Source organism: Aminobacter sp. 01T433 (assembly GCF_056398585.1).
The window spans coordinates 1-20,602 of the sequence record NZ_JBFTPR010000014.1; the positions used below are offsets into that span (position 1 = coordinate 1).

At 62.2% G+C, this 20,602-nt stretch carries 25 protein-coding genes; 8 read left to right on the forward strand and 17 right to left on the reverse strand.

Going from position 1 to position 20,602, the window contains the following annotated elements; genetic code table 11:
- Positions 1–540: 540 nt before the first annotated feature.
- Entirely contained in the window at positions 541–1,185 is a 645-nt protein-coding gene (locus AC1DLV_RS21765; RefSeq protein WP_476802148.1) for a transporter suffix domain-containing protein, read from the forward strand.
- 20 nt (positions 1,186–1,205) lie between these two features.
- Here AC1DLV_RS21765 and AC1DLV_RS21770 read toward each other — a convergent pair whose 3' ends face one another.
- The 6 genes from AC1DLV_RS21770 to AC1DLV_RS21795 form a co-directional block, all read right to left on the reverse strand.
- The gene (locus AC1DLV_RS21770; protein ID WP_476802149.1) at positions 1,206–1,664 is read right to left on the reverse strand and encodes a MaoC family dehydratase; all 459 of its coding nucleotides are present in this window, start codon (positions 1,662–1,664) and stop codon (positions 1,206–1,208) included.
- Complete coding sequence (locus AC1DLV_RS21775; protein WP_476802150.1) at positions 1,661–2,122, reverse strand: MaoC family dehydratase; 462 nt, start codon at positions 2,120–2,122, stop codon at positions 1,661–1,663. The genes AC1DLV_RS21770 and AC1DLV_RS21775 overlap by 4 nt, the downstream gene beginning before the upstream one ends.
- A gap of 83 nt (positions 2,123–2,205) precedes the next feature.
- Entirely contained in the window at positions 2,206–3,180 is a 975-nt protein-coding gene (gene corA, locus AC1DLV_RS21780; protein ID WP_476802151.1) for a magnesium/cobalt transporter CorA, read from the reverse strand.
- Positions 3,181–3,363: 183 nt separating this feature from the next.
- Complete coding sequence (locus AC1DLV_RS21785) at positions 3,364–4,158, reverse strand: APH(3')-II family aminoglycoside O-phosphotransferase (RefSeq protein WP_476802152.1); 795 nt, start codon at positions 4,156–4,158, stop codon at positions 3,364–3,366.
- A gap of 15 nt (positions 4,159–4,173) precedes the next feature.
- Positions 4,174–5,277 carry a redox-regulated ATPase YchF gene (gene ychF, locus AC1DLV_RS21790; RefSeq protein WP_476802153.1) on the reverse strand — a complete coding sequence of 368 codons (1,104 nt, stop codon included), beginning with the start codon at positions 5,275–5,277 and terminating at the stop codon, positions 4,174–4,176.
- Positions 5,278–5,350: 73 nt separating this feature from the next.
- Positions 5,351–5,893, reverse strand: coding sequence for a dihydrofolate reductase family protein (locus AC1DLV_RS21795; RefSeq protein ID WP_476802154.1), 543 nt, complete (start codon positions 5,891–5,893; stop codon positions 5,351–5,353).
- Between the two features lie 158 nt (positions 5,894–6,051).
- On the opposite strand from AC1DLV_RS21795, the gene AC1DLV_RS21800 reads away from it, so the two are divergent.
- A complete protein-coding gene (locus AC1DLV_RS21800; protein WP_476802155.1) occupies positions 6,052–6,426 on the forward strand; it encodes a hypothetical protein in 375 nt (124 codons plus the stop codon).
- A gap of 9 nt (positions 6,427–6,435) precedes the next feature.
- On the opposite strand, the gene pth is transcribed toward AC1DLV_RS21800, so the two are convergent.
- A complete protein-coding gene (gene pth / locus AC1DLV_RS21805; protein WP_476802156.1) occupies positions 6,436–7,176 on the reverse strand; it encodes an aminoacyl-tRNA hydrolase in 741 nt (246 codons plus the stop codon).
- Positions 7,177–7,202: 26 nt separating this feature from the next.
- The gene (locus tag AC1DLV_RS21810; RefSeq protein WP_476802157.1) at positions 7,203–7,820 is read right to left on the reverse strand and encodes a 50S ribosomal protein L25/general stress protein Ctc; all 618 of its coding nucleotides are present in this window, start codon (positions 7,818–7,820) and stop codon (positions 7,203–7,205) included.
- 268 nt (positions 7,821–8,088) lie between these two features.
- Between AC1DLV_RS21810 and AC1DLV_RS21815 the strand changes: the two genes are divergently transcribed.
- From AC1DLV_RS21815 to chrA, 3 genes are all read left to right on the forward strand, one after another.
- Complete coding sequence (locus AC1DLV_RS21815; protein WP_476802158.1) at positions 8,089–8,853, forward strand: sulfite exporter TauE/SafE family protein; 765 nt, start codon at positions 8,089–8,091, stop codon at positions 8,851–8,853.
- Between the two features lie 148 nt (positions 8,854–9,001).
- Complete coding sequence (locus AC1DLV_RS21820) at positions 9,002–9,805, forward strand: chromate resistance protein ChrB domain-containing protein (protein WP_476802296.1); 804 nt, start codon at positions 9,002–9,004, stop codon at positions 9,803–9,805.
- A 1-nt stretch (position 9,806) separates the two neighbouring features.
- Positions 9,807–11,141, forward strand: a complete 1,335-nt coding sequence (chrA, locus tag AC1DLV_RS21825) for a chromate efflux transporter (RefSeq protein ID WP_476802159.1) — start codon at positions 9,807–9,809, stop codon at positions 11,139–11,141.
- Between the two features lie 86 nt (positions 11,142–11,227).
- On the opposite strand, the gene AC1DLV_RS21830 is transcribed toward chrA, so the two are convergent.
- The 8 genes from AC1DLV_RS21830 to AC1DLV_RS21865 form a co-directional block, all read right to left on the reverse strand.
- Positions 11,228–12,163, reverse strand: a complete 936-nt coding sequence (locus AC1DLV_RS21830; RefSeq protein WP_476788010.1) for a ribose-phosphate pyrophosphokinase — start codon at positions 12,161–12,163, stop codon at positions 11,228–11,230.
- 113 nt (positions 12,164–12,276) lie between these two features.
- On the reverse strand, positions 12,277–12,867 hold the full coding sequence (locus tag AC1DLV_RS21835) for a hypothetical protein (protein ID WP_476802160.1): 591 nt from the start codon (positions 12,865–12,867) through the stop codon (positions 12,277–12,279).
- 43 nt (positions 12,868–12,910) lie between these two features.
- Positions 12,911–14,062: a M24 family metallopeptidase gene (locus AC1DLV_RS21840; RefSeq protein WP_476802161.1), complete on the reverse strand. Its 1,152-nt coding sequence runs from the start codon at positions 14,060–14,062 to the stop codon at positions 12,911–12,913.
- Positions 14,063–14,066: 4 nt separating this feature from the next.
- Entirely contained in the window at positions 14,067–14,858 is a 792-nt protein-coding gene (gene pgeF, locus AC1DLV_RS21845) for a peptidoglycan editing factor PgeF (RefSeq protein WP_476802162.1), read from the reverse strand.
- Positions 14,859–14,964: 106 nt separating this feature from the next.
- Positions 14,965–16,041 (reverse strand): class I SAM-dependent methyltransferase, encoded by a 1,077-nt coding sequence (locus AC1DLV_RS21850; RefSeq protein WP_476802163.1) that lies wholly within the window; start codon positions 16,039–16,041, stop codon positions 14,965–14,967.
- The gene (lgt, locus tag AC1DLV_RS21855) at positions 16,038–16,892 is read right to left on the reverse strand and encodes a prolipoprotein diacylglyceryl transferase (protein ID WP_476802164.1); all 855 of its coding nucleotides are present in this window, start codon (positions 16,890–16,892) and stop codon (positions 16,038–16,040) included. Before lgt ends, AC1DLV_RS21850 begins: the two co-directional genes overlap by 4 nt.
- An 86-nt stretch (positions 16,893–16,978) precedes the next feature.
- The gene (locus tag AC1DLV_RS21860) at positions 16,979–17,278 is read right to left on the reverse strand and encodes a type II toxin-antitoxin system RelE/ParE family toxin (protein ID WP_476802165.1); all 300 of its coding nucleotides are present in this window, start codon (positions 17,276–17,278) and stop codon (positions 16,979–16,981) included.
- Between the two features lie 4 nt (positions 17,279–17,282).
- Positions 17,283–17,534, reverse strand: coding sequence for a type II toxin-antitoxin system ParD family antitoxin (locus tag AC1DLV_RS21865; protein WP_476802166.1), 252 nt, complete (start codon positions 17,532–17,534; stop codon positions 17,283–17,285).
- Between the two features lie 159 nt (positions 17,535–17,693).
- On the opposite strand from AC1DLV_RS21865, the gene AC1DLV_RS21870 reads away from it, so the two are divergent.
- The 3 genes from AC1DLV_RS21870 to AC1DLV_RS21880 all read left to right on the forward strand — a co-directional run bounded on the left by AC1DLV_RS21870 (position 17,694) and on the right by AC1DLV_RS21880 (position 19,198).
- Entirely contained in the window at positions 17,694–18,008 is a 315-nt protein-coding gene (locus AC1DLV_RS21870) for an accessory factor UbiK family protein (RefSeq protein WP_476802167.1), read from the forward strand.
- A 320-nt stretch (positions 18,009–18,328) separates the two neighbouring features.
- On the forward strand, positions 18,329–18,829 hold the full coding sequence (locus AC1DLV_RS21875; RefSeq protein ID WP_214389781.1) for a type III secretion system chaperone family protein: 501 nt from the start codon (positions 18,329–18,331) through the stop codon (positions 18,827–18,829).
- Positions 18,830–18,838: 9 nt separating this feature from the next.
- Positions 18,839–19,198 carry a tRNA-binding protein gene (locus AC1DLV_RS21880; protein WP_476802168.1) on the forward strand — a complete coding sequence of 120 codons (360 nt, stop codon included), beginning with the start codon at positions 18,839–18,841 and terminating at the stop codon, positions 19,196–19,198.
- 150 nt (positions 19,199–19,348) lie between these two features.
- Here AC1DLV_RS21880 and AC1DLV_RS21885 read toward each other — a convergent pair whose 3' ends face one another.
- On the reverse strand, positions 19,349–20,353 hold the full coding sequence (locus AC1DLV_RS21885) for a glycosyltransferase family 4 protein (RefSeq protein ID WP_476802169.1): 1,005 nt from the start codon (positions 20,351–20,353) through the stop codon (positions 19,349–19,351).
- Positions 20,354–20,602: the final 249 nt, after the last annotated feature.

Below are 20,602 nucleotides of genomic sequence, written 5' to 3' on the forward strand. Positions count from 1 at the left end.
GGGAAGCGCCGGTGCCGGGCTGGTGGGAGGTCGGTTCTCCTGCTGGGTGATGAGCCCCCAAGCCCGGGCCTTGCGGCGGCTGGCGGTGAAAGCCGAGGCGACTGAGCGGGGCAAGAACACCGAGCGGGGCGCGAACGTCGCGCCACATATTATCAATCGGAAGGCTCGGCCTCGCGCCCCGCTTCCCGAACTACCTCCTGCAAGGGAGTGCTCTTTGACAATGACCAGGCGCGAAAGCGAGCGTGGCGGTGAATAAGTGCGAGCCAAAGGCGGCGGAGGTCGTATTCCTTCGCGCCCCCCCTCTGGCCTGCCGGCCATCTCCCCCTCAGGTGGGGAGATCACGCCGTCATCGCGGCCTTAGCTAACCATCAACGTCGCAAAGGGCGCGAGGTGCCGAAGCTGCTGATCTCCCCACCTGAGGGGGAGATGGCCGGCAGGCCAGAGGGGGGGCAACGTAGAGCGCCGCGATTGCCCATCACCCGGCCCTTCGGGCCACCCTCTCCCCAAAAACGGGGCGAGGGGAGCCCACGCCAGCAGGGTATGCCGAAGCTGCAGGGGCATCGCCGCCGACGAATTGGCGTGTTAGCACTGTTGCTGACGGCCAAGCTGGTCGGACGTCGCACAGCGAAACGGAGTTCGCCGATGGCAGGTCAAGGCTCGCAAGCTGCCCAGCCGAGCATGTCGACGTGGCGCTTCAAGGCTGGTGTTTTCTTGCTGGGCCTGGTGATTGCCGCCTGGCTGCTGGTGCCGGTCGCGGCGTGGCTCGGGGCCTCGGCAGGTACCATTGCGACACTCACCGGTCTGATCTTCATCTGGAACAAGGCGGTCATCCTGCTGATGATCGCGGTCATGGGCAAGCCGGGCTTTCAGCAGCTCAAGAGCAAGGTGCTCGCTGCCTTCCGCTTTCCGCCTGAAAGCAGTATCAGCCCGGCGCGCTACAATATAGGGCTGGTCATGTTCTGCGTCCCCTTGGCCACATCGGCGCTCGAGCCCTACATCGACGCGGCATTTCCCGAGCTTCGCCCGAACCTGTTTGAGTTGCAGATACTCGGCGACCTGGTGTTCCTGGCCAGCTTTCTGGTGCTGGGGGGTAATTTCTGGGCAAAGATCCGCGCCTTGTTCAGCCGAACGGCGCGTGTTTTCGACGATGGTGAAACAGTTGGGCATGCTGATCTGGCCGCGTGAGCCCACGAGGCAAGCTGCTGCTAAGCTACCTTCACGAGCACTGCGCTGTTAAACTCGATGACCTTGTCGCCGGTGGAGTCAAAACCCTCGGAGTGAATGGTCATGATGCGCCAGCCGGGGCGTGAGGCGAGCGGCCGGTGATCGAGGCCGCGCCGGGTGAAGGTCACCGTCTCGCCGGCATAGACCGGCTTCAGCCATTTCAGGTTCTTGAAGCCGGGCGAGGGGCCGAATTCTGGTTTCGGGCCGGGGCCCTCCCAGGCGCGGCCGCGATGCGCAAGGTTGAGCTTCATCCAGGCGGCAGTGGTGTGCCAGCCCGAGGCACACAGGCTGCCGAAGACGCTGGCCTTGGCGGCCTCCTCGTCGACATGGAAGGGCTGCGGATCGTATTTGCGGGCGAACTCCTTGATCGCCTCCGCCTCGAAACGATAGCTGCCGAGCGTGATGGTGACGTCGATGCCGAGATATTCGTCGAGCGTCATGCCGCTGCCTCGCGGGTGAGGAACATGCAGGTGTTGGCAAGTTCGAAAACGACCTCGCCCTTCTCGTTCACCAGTTCGGCGCGCCAGCTGACAAAGCCGAGCGTCGGTTTCGAGCGTGACAGGCGCTTGGACAGGATGGTCAGTTTGCCGCTCAGCGTGTCGCGGGCCAGCACCGGCCGTTTCCACTTGGCATAGTCGATGCCCGGTGCGCCTTGCGAGGTCGAGTCGAGCAGCAAAGCGTCGCACAGCATGCGCATGAACATCGAGCAGGTGTGCCAGCCCGACGCCGATAGACCGCCCAGGATGCTCGCCTTGCCGGCTTCTTCGTCGAGATGAAACGGTTGCGCGTCGAACTCCGAGGCGAATTCGACGATCTCATCTGCGCTGACGATCTTGGTGCCGAGGTCGAGCACAGCGCCCTCGCCAAAATCCTCATAGGCCCATTTCTTGGCGCTCATCGGAAATCCTGTTCAAGATTGTACGATCACAATGAACCGGCCTTGGCTCGTCGGCAAGGCACGGTCAGGGACCAGTCATTGGCTCACAGCCAGCCGCGGCGGCGGAAATACCAATAGGGCAGGATCGCCGAAACGACCATCATGCCGAGCGCGAAGGGGTAGCCGAACAGCCATTTCAGCTCCGGCATCAGTTCGAAATTCATGCCGTAGATCGAGGCCACCAGCGTCGGCGGCAGGAACACGACCGCCGCCACCGAGACGATCTTGATGATGCCGTTCTGCTCGATGTTGATCATGCCGAGCGTCGCATCGAGCAGGAAGGTGATCTTTTGCGACAGGAAATTGGCGTGGTCGGTGAGCGACAGCACGTCCCGCGACAGCGTCTTGACGTGTGCCTTGGAATCCTTGCCGTTCTTGCCCTGGCCAACGGCATTGGCCAGAAAGCCCGACAGGCGCTGCAACGAGGTCAGGCTGTCTCGGATGTCGGAGGTCAGCGTTTCCTTGCGGCCGATATCCTTGAGCAGGCGCTGGAAGTCGCGGTCGCGCTTCGAGGCCTTGGTGGCGGTCGGGTTGAAGATGTCCTTGGAGATCGCCTCGACGCCGCGCGAAGCCCGCTCCAAAACGTCGGCGAGGCGGTCGACGATCGCCTCCAGCAGGCCGATGAGGATGGTTTCGCCCGTGGTGCAGCCGGTCGAGGCTTTCTCGGCCCGCATCGGAAAGGTCTGGAAGGCGCGCGGCTCGTGATAGCGGATGGTGACCAGCAGATTGCGGCGCAAAACGAAGGTGACGGGCGACATCACGGGATCGTCGCTGTCGGCCTGGGAGGGCAAGGTGGCGGTCATGAAGTAGGCGCCATCCTCGACATAGAGGCGCGACGAGATTTCGATCTCCTCCATCTCCTCGCGCGTCGGAACGCCAACCCCGAGCCATTGCTCGATCATGGCCTCTTCGTCTTTGGTCGGCGTGAACATGTCGGCCCACACGATCCTGTCCTTGTCGGCCTCGATATTCTCCGAGAGCCGCAGGCGGTCGTTTTCCACGACGAATGCCTTGATCATCGGCCGGGTCTCCCATGCTGGAGGCGAGACTGCCCAACCGGGCACGCGCTCAAGTTAACGTCAAAACACAGTGCCGACAGCCGGCCCACCAGGCCGCGCGTAGACCCGGGCGCAGCAGGCGTCAAGCCGCCAGTCCGTAGGGGCGCGACATGACGGAACTATGACGTCGTCACCGAGGTCTGCTCAGAAGAACTCGTCGAGCAGCTGGTAATAGGAGAGCTTCGCCGCTTCGGCCTCGGGCATACCGTAGAGCGCGAGGAAGGGTGCTATCCACTCTTCGCCAAGATTGGTGTGGATGCTCCAGCAGACGATGCCCAAATCCTGATGGCGGTCGGCGACGCCGAGCCGGCTGCAATCGATGACGCCTGAGAAGCGGTCGCCATCGGCGATGAAATTCGGCATGGACGCGTCGCCATGGGTCACCACCAGCTCTTCGCCGGCTGGCCGGCGCGCCAGAACCTGTTCGAATACCGTTTCGGCGGTTTGCCCCAGCCATTCCTCGTCGAAGTCGTCCTCATCGACCTCGCCGGCCTCCATGCGGGACTTTGCCAAAGCGATACGCGCCGCAAGCCTGTGGTCGAACGGGCAGGAAGAGATATCCAGCGCATGCAAGCTGCGCAGCGCCTGGGCCATGATGGCGATGGCCTTGTCGGGCGCGGTCTCTTGCGAAACCAGATCCTGGCCGGCAAGCGCGCTCATCAGCAGCCAGTTGTGGCCGGCATGGATATCGAAGACGATGACTTCGGGGCAGGGGACGCCTTGGCTGCCTAACCAGCGCAGCCGAGCCACCTCGTCGGGCAGCTCGGCAAAGTCGCTGGTCTCTTCGGTCTTGAGGAAAAGGGTCGGCTTGCCGGTGGCTGCAAGCTTGAACACGCCGGCATCCGAATGGCCGATAGTCTGCCGGTCCCAGTCGTAACCCGATAACGCGGCCCGCAACGATTTCGGAAGATCGATCTCGAAAGAAGCGTGCTGCGTCATAGGGGTCTCAAGGCATCAGGTGTTGAACTTGAACAGCATGACGTCGCCGTCCTGGACGACATATTCCTTGCCTTCGTCGCGCGCCTTGCCGGCCTCCTTGGCCGGAACTTCGCCGCCAAGCGTGACGAAGTCGTTATAGGCGATGGTCTGGGCGCGGATGAAGCCGCGTTCGAAGTCGGTGTGGATCACGCCCGCAGCCTGCGGTGCCTTGGCGCCCTTGTGGACGGTCCAGGCACGCGTCTCCTTGGGGCCGACGGTGAAGTAGGTGATCAGGTGCAAAAGCTCGTAGCCGGCGCGGATGAGCTTATCCAGGCCCGGCTCCTTGAGGCCGAGATCAGCCAGGAATTCCTGGGCTTCTTCGTCGGGCAGCTGCGCGACTTCGGCTTCGATGGCGGCCGAGATGACGACGACGCCTGCGCCCTGCGCCGCGGCCATCTTCTCGACGGCGCGGGTGTGCTCGTTGCCGGTCGCGGCGTCGCTTTCGGCGACGTTGCAGACGTAGAGCACTGGGTGCGAGGTCAGCAGGTTGAGGCCCTGAAGGATCTCGAGGTCTTCAGGGGCAATGCCCTTGAGCAGCAGGCGCGCCGGCTTGCCGTCCTGCAGCAGCGCCAAGGCCTGCTCCATCATCGGCAGGACGGTGGTTGCTTCCTTGTCCTTGCTCGCGGCGCGCTTGCGGAACTGCACGATGCGGCGCTCGAGGCTTTCGAGGTCGGCGAGCATCAGCTCGGTCTCGACCGTCTCGGCGTCGGCGACGGGGTCGATGCGGCCTTCGACATGGGTGATGTCGTCATCTTCGAAGCAGCGCAGCACGTGCACGATGGCGTCGACCTCGCGGATATTGGCGAGGAACTGGTTGCCTAGGCCTTCGCCCTTCGAGGCGCCACGCACCAGGCCAGCGATATCGACGAAGGAGATGCGGGTCGGAATGATCTCCTTCGACTTGGCGGTCGCCGCCAGAAGTTTTAGGCGCGGGTCAGGAACCGCCACTTCGCCGGTGTTCGGCTCGATGGTGCAGAAAGGATAGTTTGCCGCCTGTGCGGCAGCCGTGCGCGTCAGCGCATTGAAAAGCGTCGATTTGCCAACGTTGGGCAGGCCAACGATGCCGCATTTGAAACCCATGGTCTTGGTCCTATCGGGAAATCGGAATTTTGATCAGGGCTATGGGCGATCAGGCCTTGTATCGTCAAGTCTTTCAGCGTCGCACGCGGTATTGCGCATGCACCGCGCCATTGGCGAGCGGCTTGGCAAAGGCCAGGTCGAGCCAGCGATCGGCCTGCTTGCCGCCGAAGGCGGGGATGCCGGAGCCCAAGATGACAGGGATCGTTCCGATCTCGATCGTGTCGAGCAAGCCTGCGTCCATGAACTGGCGGGCGAGGTCACCGCCGCCGAACATCCAGATGCGGCCATTGGCGCCGCGGCGCCGGAGATTGGCCAGCAATTCGGCAGGTGAGCCCGCCATCGCTTCGGTGTTTTCGGGCGGGTTGTCCAGCGGACGCGACGTGGCAACGAGGCAGGGATATTTGGCGTAGGCCCATTCCGGTTCGCGGCGCACGATATCGTAGGCGGCGCGTCCCATGACGATACCGCTCAGCGAATTCATGAAGGCGGAAAAATCATAGTCGTCATCAGCTGGAAAGTTGTCGAGCCAGTCGAAGCTGCCATCGTCGCGGGCTATGTAGCCATCTAGCGACATCGCGAACATGTAGATGACGTCATCAACGCCTACAGAAACCATCAGACCCGCTCCCAGTTGCCAAAGAGCCCTCCTAGCACGGATGCCGTCGAACTTATGTCAGGAGCGTTGATCGCTGAGTTTTAGGCCGGCGCATAGAACAGATGCAGGATAAGGCACCTTTAATCTACCTTCGGCATAGTGCCGACAGGGAGACGCAATTGGAAACCCAGGCAACGCTTTGGCACTACCTTGCTGCACCATTTGTTTTGGCTGCAATCGGCGCGCTTTGGCATGTCGCGAGAGCGCTCTGGGCCCCATACCCAGAGCGGTTCACAGGGTCGATACATACCGATCTGTATCTACCTCTTGGCTATCTTCTGACCGATTGGATTCACGAAACAGAGTTCGATGAAGATGGGTACTATCGACTGGATAGCTGGCGGAACCTGAAGGTTGCAGTCGCCCTAGTTGTCGCAGTGGGCATGTTCTTTGTGTTGTTTTCTTCAAGCGTTGCAAATTTCTTCGCAACATACGTGAACGCTACGCTCCAGTGGTTTTTCGATCTCGTGGTCTACAGGTGGCAAAATCTGTAGCAGCCGCGCTCAGTCCTTGTTGCCGAACAGTTTTTTCAGCATCGCGGCCATCGGCCCGCTTTCGGGAATCTTGACCGGAGCCTGCGGCGTGCGGGCCTGGCGGATATGGCTTTGAGCTTTTGGCGCTTGCGGCTTTGGGGCCTTGGGCGGCGGGCGATCGTCGTCGGAGGTGGGCGCGAGCTTGTCGCGCAGGCCGACCGTCACCTTGTTCATGAAGCCGTTGTCGTCGCCCTTGGTCAGAAAGTCGGCGCTATCGGCCACCAGGTCGAGAAGAACGTCCAGCCATTCCTTGTCGGCCTTGGCGAAGTCGCCCAGCACGTGGTCGTGCACCATTTCCTTGACGCCGGGATGGCCGATGCCAATGCGGACACGGCGATAGTTCTTGGCGATGTGCTGGTCGATCGAGCGGATGCCGTTATGGCCACCCGCGCCGCCGCCGATCTTGACCCGCACCTTGCCGGCGACCAGGTCGAGCTCATCGTAAAAGACGGTCAGCGCCGAAGGTTCGAGCTTGTAGAAGCGCAAGGCTTCGCCGACCGACTGGCCGGACAGGTTCATGAAGGTCTGCGGCTTGATCAGGATGACCTTTTCGCCGCCGATGTTGCCTTCAGATATCAGGCCCTTGAATTTTTTCGTCCAGGGCGAAAACGAATGGCGGCGGGCAATTGCGTCCGCCGCCATGTAGCCGACATTGTGCCGGTTGTTCTGGTATTGCGCACCCGGATTGCCGAGACCTGCAAAGAGCAGCATGTTCGGGTCCTCCGGGCGCTTGAGGCTTAGGCCTCGGCGGTCTCGCCAGCTTCGGCAGCGCCTTCTTCCGACTTCGATGCCGAAGTGCCGGCGATCGTTGCGATGGTGAAATCGCGGTCGGAGATGACCGGCTTCACGCCCTTGGGCAGCTTGACGGCCGAGATGTGGATCGAATCGCCGATGTCCGTGCCGTCGAGATCGACGGTGATGAAGTCCGGGATCGCATTGGCCGGGCAGTGGAACTCGACTTCGTGACGAACGATGTTGAGCGTACCGCCGCGCTTGATGCCGGGCGACTTTTCTTCGTTGATGAAGTGCACCGGAACCTGGACGTTGACTTCGGTGTTTGCGCCGACGCGCAAGAAGTCGACATGCATCGGGAAGTCGCGGACCGGGTCAAGCTGATAGTCCTTCGGCAGGACCTGGATCTTCTTGCCGTCGACATCGATCGTGGCCACGGTGGTCAGGAAGCTGCCGCCATGGATCTTGTAGAAGATGTCCTTGTAGGACAGGGCGATGGCCAGGGGAGGCTGCTTGTCGCCGTAAATAACTGCAGGCACTTTACCGTTGCGGCGAACTTCACGGGCGGACCCCTTACCGACCTGTTCGCGTGCTTCGGCCTTGAGCTCGTATGTTTCGCTCATGGCATTTCCTTTCGGTTGTATGGAGCGCCTACGGCCGGCTCGAAGCCGCATCCGTAAACGTCGAAAGCCGCCGGGTGGGGCGGCCTTCCGCCGCGTTGCCTCCAAGGGTGTCTACGCGGGTGGCGGCTCTATAACGGAAGGTGGGCAAAAGTGCAACCGCCGGGGCTCTTTGCGCTGGCTCCCTCATGGCGTTGCCGTGGCCGCTCGCGAAATCGCCCGCATGCCTGTATCACGCCGATTCGTAACATTCACGGCGGCAAATTCATTGATGCAAGAACTACTCCCGCTCGACCTTTCGGCGGCCACTATCCTTGTGCTTGTCGTGGCTGCGTTCGTCGCCGGCTGCGCCCGTGGCTTTTCCGGTTTTGGCGGCGCCCTGATTTTCGTGCCGGTGGCAAGTTCGCTGGTCGGGGCCAAGCTTGCGGTGCCGCTGCTTTTGATCGTCGACCTCGTGCTGACCCCGGGGCTCATCCCGAATGCGTGGCGAAACGCCGACCGCGCCAATGTCGGCGTCATGGCGCTCGGAGCGGTCATCGGCGTGCCGGTCGGCACCTATATGCTCAGTCATGTCGACGGCGTGGTGATCCGCTGGGGCATCGTCGTCATCGTGGTTGCGCTGCTCGCGCTTTTGATGTCGGGTTGGCGCTATCACGGTCGCCCTCACGCCAGCCTGACCGCCGCCGTAGGTGCGACCTCTGGGCTGTTTTCGGGCGCCGCCCAGGTCGGCGGGCCGCCTGTCGTCGCCTACTGGCTCGGCGGCGCCATCCAGCCGCTGACGGTACGTGCCAACATCGTGCTCTACTTTGCCATATCGAGCGTGCTGTCGATCGTAAGCTACCTGATCGCCGGGCTGCTGACCTGGGAGACTGTGGGCCTTTCGCTGACGATCGGGCCGACCTTCGCTGCGGGACTGTTCATCGGCTCGCGCCTGTTCAGCCGTGCCAACGAGACCACGTTCCGCCGCATCTGCTACGGCTTGATCGCAACGGCGGCGATCATCGGGCTGCCCGTGCTGGACGGCGTGCTGCGCTGATTGGGGAATGCGTGCGCCGGCCCTTTGCCGTTGAAGAGGGGTCCGCTTTCAACTAGAATTCACAAACCGGGGGCATGGTGGACTCCCCGTGAGGCGCGAGCCCAAGTTCCGCCTTCGCTGGCTTTGCGGAGGAAAAACCATGCCTCGGATGATTTCGTCCCAACAATTGATCCCTTTGATCGGCACTGATCTCTGTCCGCTGATCATCGATGTGCGCCGGGCCGAAACTTTTGCCGCGTCGCCGACACGCATCGCTGGGGCGTTGTGGCGCGACCACATGAAGACCGACGAATGGCTGCCGCAATTGCCAGCCAGGCGCGAACTGGTCGTTTATTGTGCCCACGGCCACAATGTCAGCGAGATCGCTGTCATGCGTCTGGCAGCTGCAGGCGCTGATGTTTCGATGCTCGAAGGCGGCATCGATGCGTGGATTGCGGCCGGGGGATTGCTGGTTGCCCGCGAAGCGCCGGGTATCGAGCCCGGATTGCCCACGCCAAGCGTCTGGGTAACGCGGTCGCGGCCGAAGATCGACCGCATCGCCTGTCCGTGGCTGATCCGGCGCTTCATCGACCCGCTGGCGATCTTTCATTTCGTCACTGCCGAGTGGGTCAAGGATGTCGCCGACGAGACCGGCGCCATACCTTACGACATCAAGGAGGTGCATTATTCGCATCGCGGCGACGAATGCACATTCGACACGCTGATATCGGAGTTCGGCCTGACCGATCCCGCACTGCTTCATCTTGCCAGGATCGTGCGCGGGGCCGACACCGCGCGCATGGATCTGGAGCCGGAGGCTGCGGGGCTGCTCGCCATATCGTTGGGCCTTTCGGCGATCGAGGCCGACGATCTCAGGCAACTGGAAAAGGGCATGACGATTTACGATGCGCTCTACGGCTGGTGCCGCTATGCGACGGCTGAAACCCACAATTGGCCGGCAAAGGCGATCTGAAATGGACATGACTTCAAGCGGGGCGGCTCGCCCGTCCTTTGCCGAAGCCGTGCGCGTCTTCGCCAAGATCGGCCTTTTGTCCTTCGGCGGGCCGGCCGGTCAGATCGCGTTGATGCACCGCATCCTCGTCGACGAGAAGCGCTGGCTCGATGAGCCACGCTTCTTGCATGCGCTCAACTACTGCATGCTGTTGCCGGGACCGGAGGCGATGCAGCTTGCGACCTATGCTGGCTGGCTGCTGCATGGCGTCAGGGGAGGGCTGGTCGCCGGGCTGCTGTTCGTGTTGCCGGGCGCTCTCGTCATTACCGCGCTGTCGGCGATTTATTTGACCGTTGGCCATGTCACGCTGGTGCAGGGGCTGTTGTTCGGCCTCAAGGCAGCGGTGCTGGCCGTCGTGCTGGAAGCGCTGATCAAGGTGTCGAAACGCGCCCTGAAGAGCAGTTTGATGGTGGCGCTGGCGATTGCCGCCTTCATCGCCATCGCTTTTCTCAAGCTGCCGTTCCCGCTGATCATTGCGGTGGCGGCGGTCATCGGGGCGGTGATGCACCTGCTCGGTGGCAATTCCAGCAAGGCGTCGGCCGACATCGAGCCGGAAATCGCCTATGCCATGCCGGAATGGACGCAACCGAGCGTCCGGCGGTTCTTCTCCACGCTCGCCGCGTGGCTGGCGATCTGGTTCGTGCCGCTGATCGTGTTGTGGCAGGTGCTTGGGCCCGGCCACGTATTCACCACCGAAGCCACGTTCTTTTCCAAGATGGCGGCGGTGACCTTCGGCGGCGCCTATGCGGTGCTTGCCTATGTCGCCCAGCAGGCGGTCGAGGTGCATGGCTGGCTGAAGCCGGATGAAATGCTGACCGGCCTCGGCCTCGCCGAAACGACACCGGGGCCACTGATCCTGGTTTTGGTGTTCGTCGGTTTCCTCGGCGGCGCCAGGCTTTCCAGCCTTGCGCCGCTTGCCGGCGGTGTGACGGGCGCTGTGGTGACGCTGTGGTTCACCTTCGTGCCGTGCTTCTTGTGGATCTTCGTCGGCGCGCCCTATGTCGAGACGGTGCGCAATGTGCGCTGGCTGGCTAGCGCGCTGTCTGCGGTCACCGCAGCCGTTGTCGGCATCATCGCCAATCTTGCGGTGTGGTTTGCGCTGCATGTGCTGTTTGGCAATGTCGGCGAGAGGGATTTCGGGCCGTTCGCGCTGCCGGTGCTGGATTTCAGCAGCTTCGATGCGGCCGCGGCCATCATCGCTGTCGCGGCAGGCGTGGCGCTGATCCGCTACCACGCCAACATGATCGTCGTTTTGGCCATCTCGGCGATCACCGGGATGGCGTGGCAGCTGTCCTGAACAGTGCCGACGTCTTGCTGGAACGAAAAAGCCCCGCCGCGGATTGCCGGGCGGGGCTATGAAATGGTCTGCCTAAGGCAGAAAGCCTAGTCGAACAGGCTCGATACCGACTCTTCGGTCGCCGTGCGCGAGATCGCTTCGCCGATCAGGTCGCCGATCGAAACGACGCGGATGTTGTGGGCGTCCATCACCGCCTGGGTCGGCTGGATCGAGTCGGTGATGACCAGTTCCTGCAGCTGCGACCCGCTGATGCGGGCAGCCGCACCGCCCGAAAGCACGCCATGGGTGATGTAGGCGGTGACGCTGGTGGCGCCCTTGGCGAGCAGCGCGTCGGCCGCGTTGCACAGCGTGCCGCCGGAATCGACGATGTCGTCGATGAGCAGGCAGTCCTTGCCGTGCACTTCGCCGATGACGTTCATCACCTCGGATTCACCGGGGCGTTCGCGGCGCTTGTCGACGATGGCGAGCTGGGCGTCGATGCGCTTGGCGAGTGCACGGGCACGCACCACGCCACCGACGTCTGGCGAAACCACCATGACGTTGTTGAGCTGCTTGTACTTGGCCTTCACGTCGCGGGCCATGACCGGGATCGAGAAGAGATTATCCGTCGGGATATCGAAGAAGCCCTGGATCTGGCCGGCATGCAGGTCGAGCGTGAGCACGCGATTGGCGCCGGCACGCGCGATCATGTTGGCGACCAGCTTGGCCGAGATCGGCGTGCGGCCCGAAGCGCGGCGATCCTGCCGGGCGTAGCCGAAATAAGGAATGACCGCCGTGATGCGTCGTGCCGACGAACGCATGAAGGCGTCGATCATGATGAGAAGTTCCATCAGGTGATCGTTGGTCGGGAAGGCGGTCGACTGGAGGATGAAGACATCCTCGCCGCGCACGTTCTCTTGGATCTCGACAAAGATCTCCTGGTCAGCGAAGCGCCTGACGCTTGCCTTGCCAAGGGGAATGTTGAGATAGCGAGCGACAGCTTCTGCTAGCACCCGGTTGGAATTGCCCGCGAAGAGTTTCATACGCCGATCCTGGAAATGAATATGAGCGGGCTTTTAGCGGCCTTGAGCCGTATTGCAAGCGGACTCGCCGCTGAATCCCAAAAAAGCGACATCGTGGCGCGGAATGTCGCGGCCTAACCCGGTTTCGCCGCCAGCCAGTCGGCCAGCTGATCGATGGTGCTGTCGGCTATCGACTGCATCGTCGCGGGTGCCACCGTGGGCCAGCCGTCGCCGCTGCCGCTCGATGCCGCCGTCTTCTGGCCGTTGATGCGGTGCAGCCTTGTGCCGGCGGGATCGTAGACGTCCCAGACGTAAACGACCGTCGTGTCCTTGCCTTCGGTCATCGCCGAGAAATAGCCGCGCATGATGATGCCGGGCGGCGTCGTGTCGGTGCTGCCGGCAAGCGTGATTCCGCGTGCACGTGCCCGAATGCCGAGCTGCTGGGTCAGAGGCGTCGCCGCCTCGACCGGCGTGCCGACGATGGGGGCGAATTGCACGCGTGTCTTGGAGGTGACGGCCCCCGTCTGCGCCGGAACAGCCGTGGCGGCAACTGTGGCAGCACCCGTCACTGGCGGCGCCGCGACGTCGGTGCCCTCGATCTTGGCAAGTGCGTTCGACTGTTCCGTCGGTGCGATGGCCGAGGGCTCGAGCACGTCCTTGGAGCTGTTGCAGGCCGAAAGGGCGAGCACGGACAGGCCTGCCGCGCCCACAAACCAACGTTTCATCTGACCGAACTCCATGACAAACGCCCCTCAGCGTTCATCGCAATCACCGTACGATCAAGTCGAGATCATGGCGGGAAAGCGGCTTGGGCGCGGATTCGGTGGTCAGATAGGTTCGGCCAAGCGTCATTGCGGTTTCGGTTTCCGAATCCATGATGATCATGTGAGCGAACAAAGTCATATTCGGCGCGATTGGTTCGGCATTGCCTTGATAGAACATCGGCATGTCCATCCAGGACGGGGCAAAGCGCGCACCGACCGAGTAACCGCAGGCGTTGAGCCTGTGCTTGGTCAGCCCATGCATTTCCAGCGCTTTGGCGTGCGCATCGAAGACGTCGCCGAATGTGTTGCCCGGCGTCATCGCCTTTTCGACCGCGACCAGTGCGGCAAGCGACGCATCGTAAAGTTCCTGGTGGCGCTTGGACACCTTGCCGGTCAGCACTGTCCGCATCATCGGCGCATGGTAGTGGTGGAACACGCCGGCCCATTGGAGCGTCAGCTGGTCGTTCTTGTTGAGCTTGCGGCGGCCGGCCTTGTAGCGGCAGAGCAAAGCGTCGACGCCCGAGCCGATGATGAATTCGTTGGCCGGATAGTCGCCGCCGCCGGCAAAGATCGCGCCCTGCATGGCTGCCAGGATCTTGGCTTCGTCACCACCCTGCTTGATCAGCGGCAGTGCCGCATCGAGCGCGTCGTCGGCAAGACCGGCGGCCTTTTCGGCTTTTTCGATCTCGGCCGGGCTCTTGAACAGGCGCAGGCGACCGACGATGCCAGAGGCGTCGACGATCTGGCCGAAGGTCTGGAGCTGTTCGTCGAGACGGCGACCGTTGAAGGCGGTGAGGCCATGGGTGTCGTATTCGACACCGACGCGGGTGCCGAGCAGGCCGAGGTCGTTGAGCAGGTTGCGCAGGTCGAGAGTCGGGTTGGCGTTGTCGCGGTCGGTCCACAACACGATGTTTTCGATGGTCGAGGTGTGGCGCGCCTGGCGCAAATCGGCCGAACGCGTCAACAGCGTCATCGAACCGTCGGCCTTGACCACCAGGGACTGGAAGAAGCAGAAGCCGAATGTGTCGTAGCCGGTCAGCCAGTACATGCTCTCCTGCGCAAACAGCAGGACGGCGTCGAGCTTCTTTTCGGCCATCTCGATCATCAGCCGGTCACGGCGGGCGTCGAATTCGGTTCGTTCGAAATGCAGCGCCATGCTCTCAGTCCTCCAGTGCAATTGCCGAAATCTGCCGTCCGTAATCTGCTTCTTTCCGGTGCGTGGTGCGCCGGTAGGAATAAAATAGGTCTTCTTCCGCGTAGGTGCAGCGGTTCAAGGCCTCTGCGGTGACGCCGGCGCTGCGCAGCCGGTCGACGGTGTAGAGGTTGAGGTCGAACATCGAATGGCCTGCAATGGCCGAAGGCGTGAAGTAGCGCGTATTGCCGGCATCCGCTTCGACGAAGCGGGCGACGAATTCCGGGCCGACCTCGTAATTGGCAACGCTGATCGAAGGACCGAGCACGGCAAGGATGCGCTCGCGCCTGGCGCCAAGTTTTTCCATGGCGGTGACAGTATTTTCGAGCACGCCAGTGAAAGCACCCTTCCAGCCGGCATGGGCCGCACCGATGATGCGCGCTTCAGGGTCAGCGAAAAGCACCGGACCGCAATCGGCCGAGGAGGCGCCAAGGGCGATGCCGGGCCGGTCGGTGACGATGGCGTCAGCCTTGGGGCGAGCTCCTGAAAATGGCCCGGTGGCCACGATCACGTCGGGTGAATGGACCTGGTAGAGGCTGAGCAAATGGTCCGCCGGTACGCCCATCCAGGCGGCGACGCGGCGACGGTTCTCGATGACCCGCGCCTGATCGTCGTCCGAGCCGACGCCAATGTTCAAGCCTTCGTAGATGCCTTCGGAGACCCCGCCGATGCGGGTGAAGTAACCGTGGCGGATGCCGTTGGCCTCCGCGCTGGCGAGCAAGTTGGACCGGATCGGTTCCGGTTTCGAGTCGTTCAGCATTGCCGCCTTGTCTTCTCCGGGTGCGATTTCGTCAAGGCCAAGCCTGACTTCGCCGACCCGCTCTGCTGTTGCGAGCGCGGACAGTGGGGCAGCAGCAAGCTCGCTGTCAACTGAGGGTAGGGAAGGGAAGTTTTGTGCCAGCGGGTGCGATCGCGATCACCTTGAACAAGGTGCCCATCGCGTCGGGGCCAGCAAGGCGCTCGACCTCGGACTGGATTTTTTCACGCGCTGCGTCGTCCGCATTGGCGCCAAGCTTGCCAGCGCGTTCGAGCAAGCCGAGGGCAAGCAGGAATTCGCCCTGTGTCGCAAGCCGTGCGTCGAGGCCATGGGCTTTCGCAGCGGTGCCAAGGGCGGAAAAGTCGACATGCGAGGTGAGGTCCGCTTCGCCGGGTGTTGCCAGCACGTCTTCGTATCGATGCTTGCGCAGCGCCTGCAGCGTGTCGCCAATGCCGGGGCTGAGATGGCCGTAGTCGAAAAACAGCCCCGTGCCATCTGAAGCTGCGATGCGCTCGGCGATGGCTTCCATGGTGGCTGTGCGGGCAGGGGCGAATTCGAAGATGGAGCCTTCGGGCGCGTTTGCTGCCTCGGCGGGCAGGAGTGCCGCTTCGATGGTGGCCGGGCCAGCCACGAAAACAAGCTCGCCAGCCTCGTCGATGCCGATGGCGCGCTCGCGCCATTCCGCGCCGATCCTGACGAACTGACGGGTCGGGATGGCGTCGAACAATTCGTTGCCGACGATGAACAGCGGTGCGTTGGGCAGGGAGGATACCGTGTCGTGCCAGACGATCTCTGCGCCGCTGGCGGCCAGGGTCTGCTTCTGGATTTCGCGCAGGCGCGGGCTCGTCTCGATCATGGCCACGGTGGGGAATGCCGCATCGAGCTTTTGCAGCACCCGCAGCATGTCCTTCATCAACGTGCCGCGCCCAGGGCCGATCTCGGCCAGCGTGGCGTTTGTCGGCCGTCCCTCAGCCTGCCATGCCGCGTAGAGCCAGACGGCGACGAGTTCGCCGAACATCTGGCTGATTTCGGGCGCGGTGGTGAAGTCGCCAGCCGCCCCGAACGGCTCGCGTGTCGTGTAGTAGCCGTCCGTGGGGTCGAACAAGCATTGCGCCATGTAATCGGCGACGCCTATCGGCCCCGACGCGGCGATCAGGCTTGTCATGCGCTTTTTGAGCGCGGTCATGCCGGCTTTGCGGCTTGGGTCACCGGCTTGGCCGACAGCATCGCCCACACGCCGATCAGCACCATTGGCACCGAAAGCACCATGCCCATGGTCAGCCAGCCGCCCAGGAGATAGCCGATCTGCTGGTCGGGTTCGCGGAAGAACTCGACGAAGATGCGCGACAGGCCGTAGCCGCAAACGAAGGCGCCGGCGATGAAGCGCGGCGTCTTGAGCTTCAGGCGCGAGTGGGTGAGGAAGCGCAGCACGAGGAACAGCACCAGGCCTTCGAGCAGCGCTTCATAAAGCTGGCTCGGATGGCGCAGGAACGGGCCGCCGGTGGGGAACTCGATCGCCCATGGCACGTTTGTGACCCGGCCCCAGAGCTCGGAATTGATGAAGTTGGCAACACGAACGAGGCCGAGGCCAACCGGCACGCCGGCCGCAACCACGTCGATCAGCGACCAGACAAGGATGCCATGCTTGCGGGCAAACAGGAACATGGTGATCGTCACGCCAAGCAGTCCGCCATGAAACGACATGCCGCCTTGCCAGACCGCGAAGATGTCGAGCGGATTTGAGATGTAGCGGGCGAGGTCGTAAAACAGGATGTAGCCGATGCGGCCGCCAAGCACCACGCCGGCCGCCGCCCAGACGAGAAAATCGTCTAGGGCTTCGGGCTTCATCGGCAGGATGCCGTTCGGCCACAGCCGGGTGTTGGTCACCAGCCGCTTGCCGTACCACCAGGCAAAAAGAATACCGACGACATATCCCAGCCCGTACCAGTGGATGGCCAGTGGCCCGAACTGCACGATGACCGGGTCGATGTTCGGAAAGGGCAGGGCTGCCAAAGGAAGGGCAAGGTACGCGCTCAAATCAGTCTCCAAGGCCGGCAATGCGGCGGACCATGCGGCAGGCTTTTGGCAGGGTCAAGGCAGGCAAGCCTGAGGTAACCGAGATGTCATTGCTCGGGAAAAAGGATCTGCTCGTAGTCCATCGCGCCGTGCAGCACGCGGATGATTTCAAGCGATTCAAAGTGCACGCGGTAGAAGATCAGGTAGTTGCCGAACACGCGACGGCGTATTTCGTTGTCGCCGATTTTCCTTACCACCGCGTAACCTAGCGGTGTCTCGGCTATGCCGAAACAGCGGTCGCGCAGCTCCAGGATGAATGTCAGCGCGCGGGTTGGATTTGATTGAGCAATGTGATCGCCGATCGCCTCGATGTCTGCTTCGGCAGTGGCGGCGATGATGACCTTCATGTCGTCATCGGCCCTGCGAACGGTATTTGGCTTCGAGGCGTGCAAACACCTCATCGGCCGGCTTGCTACGCCCGGCCTCGGCGTCGCTCAGCCCTTGAGCCAAGGCGGCGTCGAGTGCGGCCAAGCGCTTTTCGCGTTCCTCGACGAGGCGGACGCCTTCGCGCAAAACCTCGCTCTTGGAGTTGTAGCGACCGGTGCTGACCAGCTCGTTCACAACCTCTTCGAGATGCGTGCCCAGATCGGCGCTGATGGCCATGGCGATGCTCCTGCCTTCGTTGTTTCAATCTAATAATAGTTATTGATTGCGGCAAGTCCGGGATGCGGCGCGATAGCGCAAACCGAACCGGGAGACCTTCACGCACTTGCATTCGAAGCCTTGCCCTACTACGTCGAATGGACAACGCGAGGGTTTGCCATGACGACCGGACCGAACCGCATTCTGGATGAGTTCGCCAAGCTGATGACCGATGCCGCAGGCGCCGCACAGGGCGTCAAGCGCGAGGTTGAAACCGCGTTCCGCTCGCAGGCCGAACGGGCGATGAATTCGCTCGAACTGGTGCAGCGCGAAGAGTTCGAAGCCGTCCGCGACATGGCGATCAAGGCGCGTGCTGAGAACAAGGCTTTGACCGCCCGTATCGAGGCACTTGAGGCCCAGCTCGCTGGCCGCGGCAGTGAAAGCGACGACAAGGCCTCACCGGCGGCGTCGCCGAAGCCTCGTACAAAGAAATAATTCGTTAACTTTTCCACAAAGCACAATCCGAAAAAGTGCTTTGTCGTGAATCGCTTACCGGCGCTTGATGAATCTGCGCCGCAGCCTGTTTCCACATCCTAATGGGGTGCTGCGAAAAATTGGGCTGTTCACGAAACTCCCGATCAATACACTGAATTTGTTGCATGATTCGTAACTGGGTCATGCACCCGGATGGAGCGGTCCGGCTGGGGGTATTGAGTCTGGCAGCGCTGGTCGTCCGAGTTCAAGAATAAGTTTGTTCGTCGTGTGTGCCCTTTGCGCGGAGCGCGATGGCGCTCCCGGAACGACAGGAAGCATTTATGGAACTTCTCGAACTCGAGTTCTCGCGCGAAATCCACCCGGTGGATGTTATCGAGCAGGTGGCTCACAACAACGACTGGTCATTCGAGCGTGCCGGCGACGACGAAATCTCGATTTCGGTTGTCGGCAACTGGACTGAATACCAGGTCTCCTTCTCCTGGATGGAGGATTTTGAGGCCCTGCACCTGGCCTGTGCTTTCGATGTGAAAGTGCCGGAAAGCCGCACGCTTGAAATCCTCAGGCTTTTGTCGCTGATCAACGAGCAGATGCTGTTTGGCCATTTCGATCTCTGGGAGACTGAAGGCGCGATCATGTTCCGCCAGTCGCTGCTGCTTGCCGGTGGCGTCGAGCCGACCAGCCAGCAGGTCGAAGTTCTGCTGTCTTCGGCGCTCGAAGCCTGCGAATGCTATTTCCAGGCGTTCCAGTTCGTCGTCTGGTCGGGTACGTCGGCCAAGGACGCGCTGGCAAGCGTGCTGTTTGAAACGCACGGTAACGCCTGAGACTGCCCGATGAGTTCGCATAACGAGCGCAAGCCCGAGATCACCTTCGCGGATTTCGACAAGGTCGATATCCGCACCGGTACGATTGTCGAGGTGGAGCCGTATCCGGAGGCGCGCAAGCCGGCGTTCAAGCTGAAGATCGACTTTGGGCCGGAGATTGGCGTGAAGCGGTCGTCAGCGCAGATCACTAAATATTATACGCCCGAAACACTTGTCGGCCGGCAGGTCTTTGCCGTCGTCAACTTCCCGCCGCGCCAGATCGGCAAGTTCATGTCCGAAGTGCTGACGCTCGGATTTCCCGATGCCGAAGGCGACGTGGTACTCGGTGCTGTCGAGCGCCAGGTGCCGGACGGCGGCCGCCTTTTTTAGGACACGTCGCAATTCAGGTGATGCCGGCCTGCAAATGGCAATTTCCTGCGCTTCCGGTACTCACGTACCCAAATGTACGCTCCGTTCCGGTTCTCGGAACTCACCATTTTCGACTCGGCCTGACCTGAATGGTCGGGGTGTCCTGGCGGTCTACACGGCGTAAGCCGCCTTCACATTATCCAGGAACATCTCCGCACAAGCATTCCACGTATAGCGCATCGCGCGCTTGCGGGCCTCAAGCCGGTCGATCTTGAGCGCTGCAAGTGCTGCCTCGCGCAAATCCTGCGCAACCACGCCGCCCACACCATCGCCGACGATGTCGATTGGCCCGGTCACCGGATAGGCGGCGACGGGCGTGCCGCTGGCCAGCGCTTCGATGATGACATTGCCAAAGGTGTCGGTGCGGCTCGGGAAGACGAAGACGTCGGCGGAGGCGTAGATTTCGGCGAGTTCGTCGCTTGGCCGCCGGCCGAGGAAATGCGCTTGCGGATACTTCGCCTTCAACCTTTCCAGTTCCGGCCCGTCGCCGACCAGTACCTTGGTACCCGGCAGGTCGAGGTCGAGGAAGGCGGGCAGGTTCTTCTCCACCGCTATGCGCCCAACGCACAAGAAGATCGGGCGGGGCAGGTCGATCACGGTCTTCTTGCCGGGATGGAAGTGGTTGATGTCGACGCCGCGTGTCCAGGGGCGCAGCTTTTCAAACCCGCGCGAGGCGAGATCGTCGGCAAGCGACTGGGTCGCGACCATGCAGCCCTGGCCGGAATTGTGGAACTTGCGCAGCAGCCCATAGCTCCAGCTCTCTGGCAGCGGCAGGCGGGCACTGACATATTCGGGAAAACGGGTGTGGTAGCTGGTGGTGAAGGGGCGCTTGCGGGCCAGGCAGTAGCGCCGCGCCATCATGCCGAGTGGCCCTTCGGTCACCAGGTGTATGTGGTCGGGCCGCCGCTCCTCGATGATGCGCGCGACATGGCCCGGCGTGGTCAGCGCCAGCCGGATGTCGGGATAAGTCGGCATCGGCAAGGTGCGGAAGATGTTCGGCGTCAGGAAATCGGCTTCGGCGTCGAACGCTTTCAGCGCTTCGGAAAGCCGTTCGAGCGTGTGGATCACGCCGTTGATCTGCGGCTTCCAGGCGTCGGTGACCATCAGGATGCGCAAGAAATGTCTTCCCTGTTACTCCGCGTCTAGCCGGCTAGCAGTCACCAGCCAGGAATCAGCGGCGGTCCCTTTCGATGCGGCCGCTTTTGACCAGCTTTGCATGACGCGCCGATGACGATGCTGCTCTTCGCAACTGCGAAGGCGGGGTCAGTTCTGCTCGAAGGCGCATTTTCTTTGAGACGATATTCCTGCCTTTGGGCGGGCCGAGGAATGCGGTCCTTTGCTGAACGGTGCCGCTTTGCCGAGGAT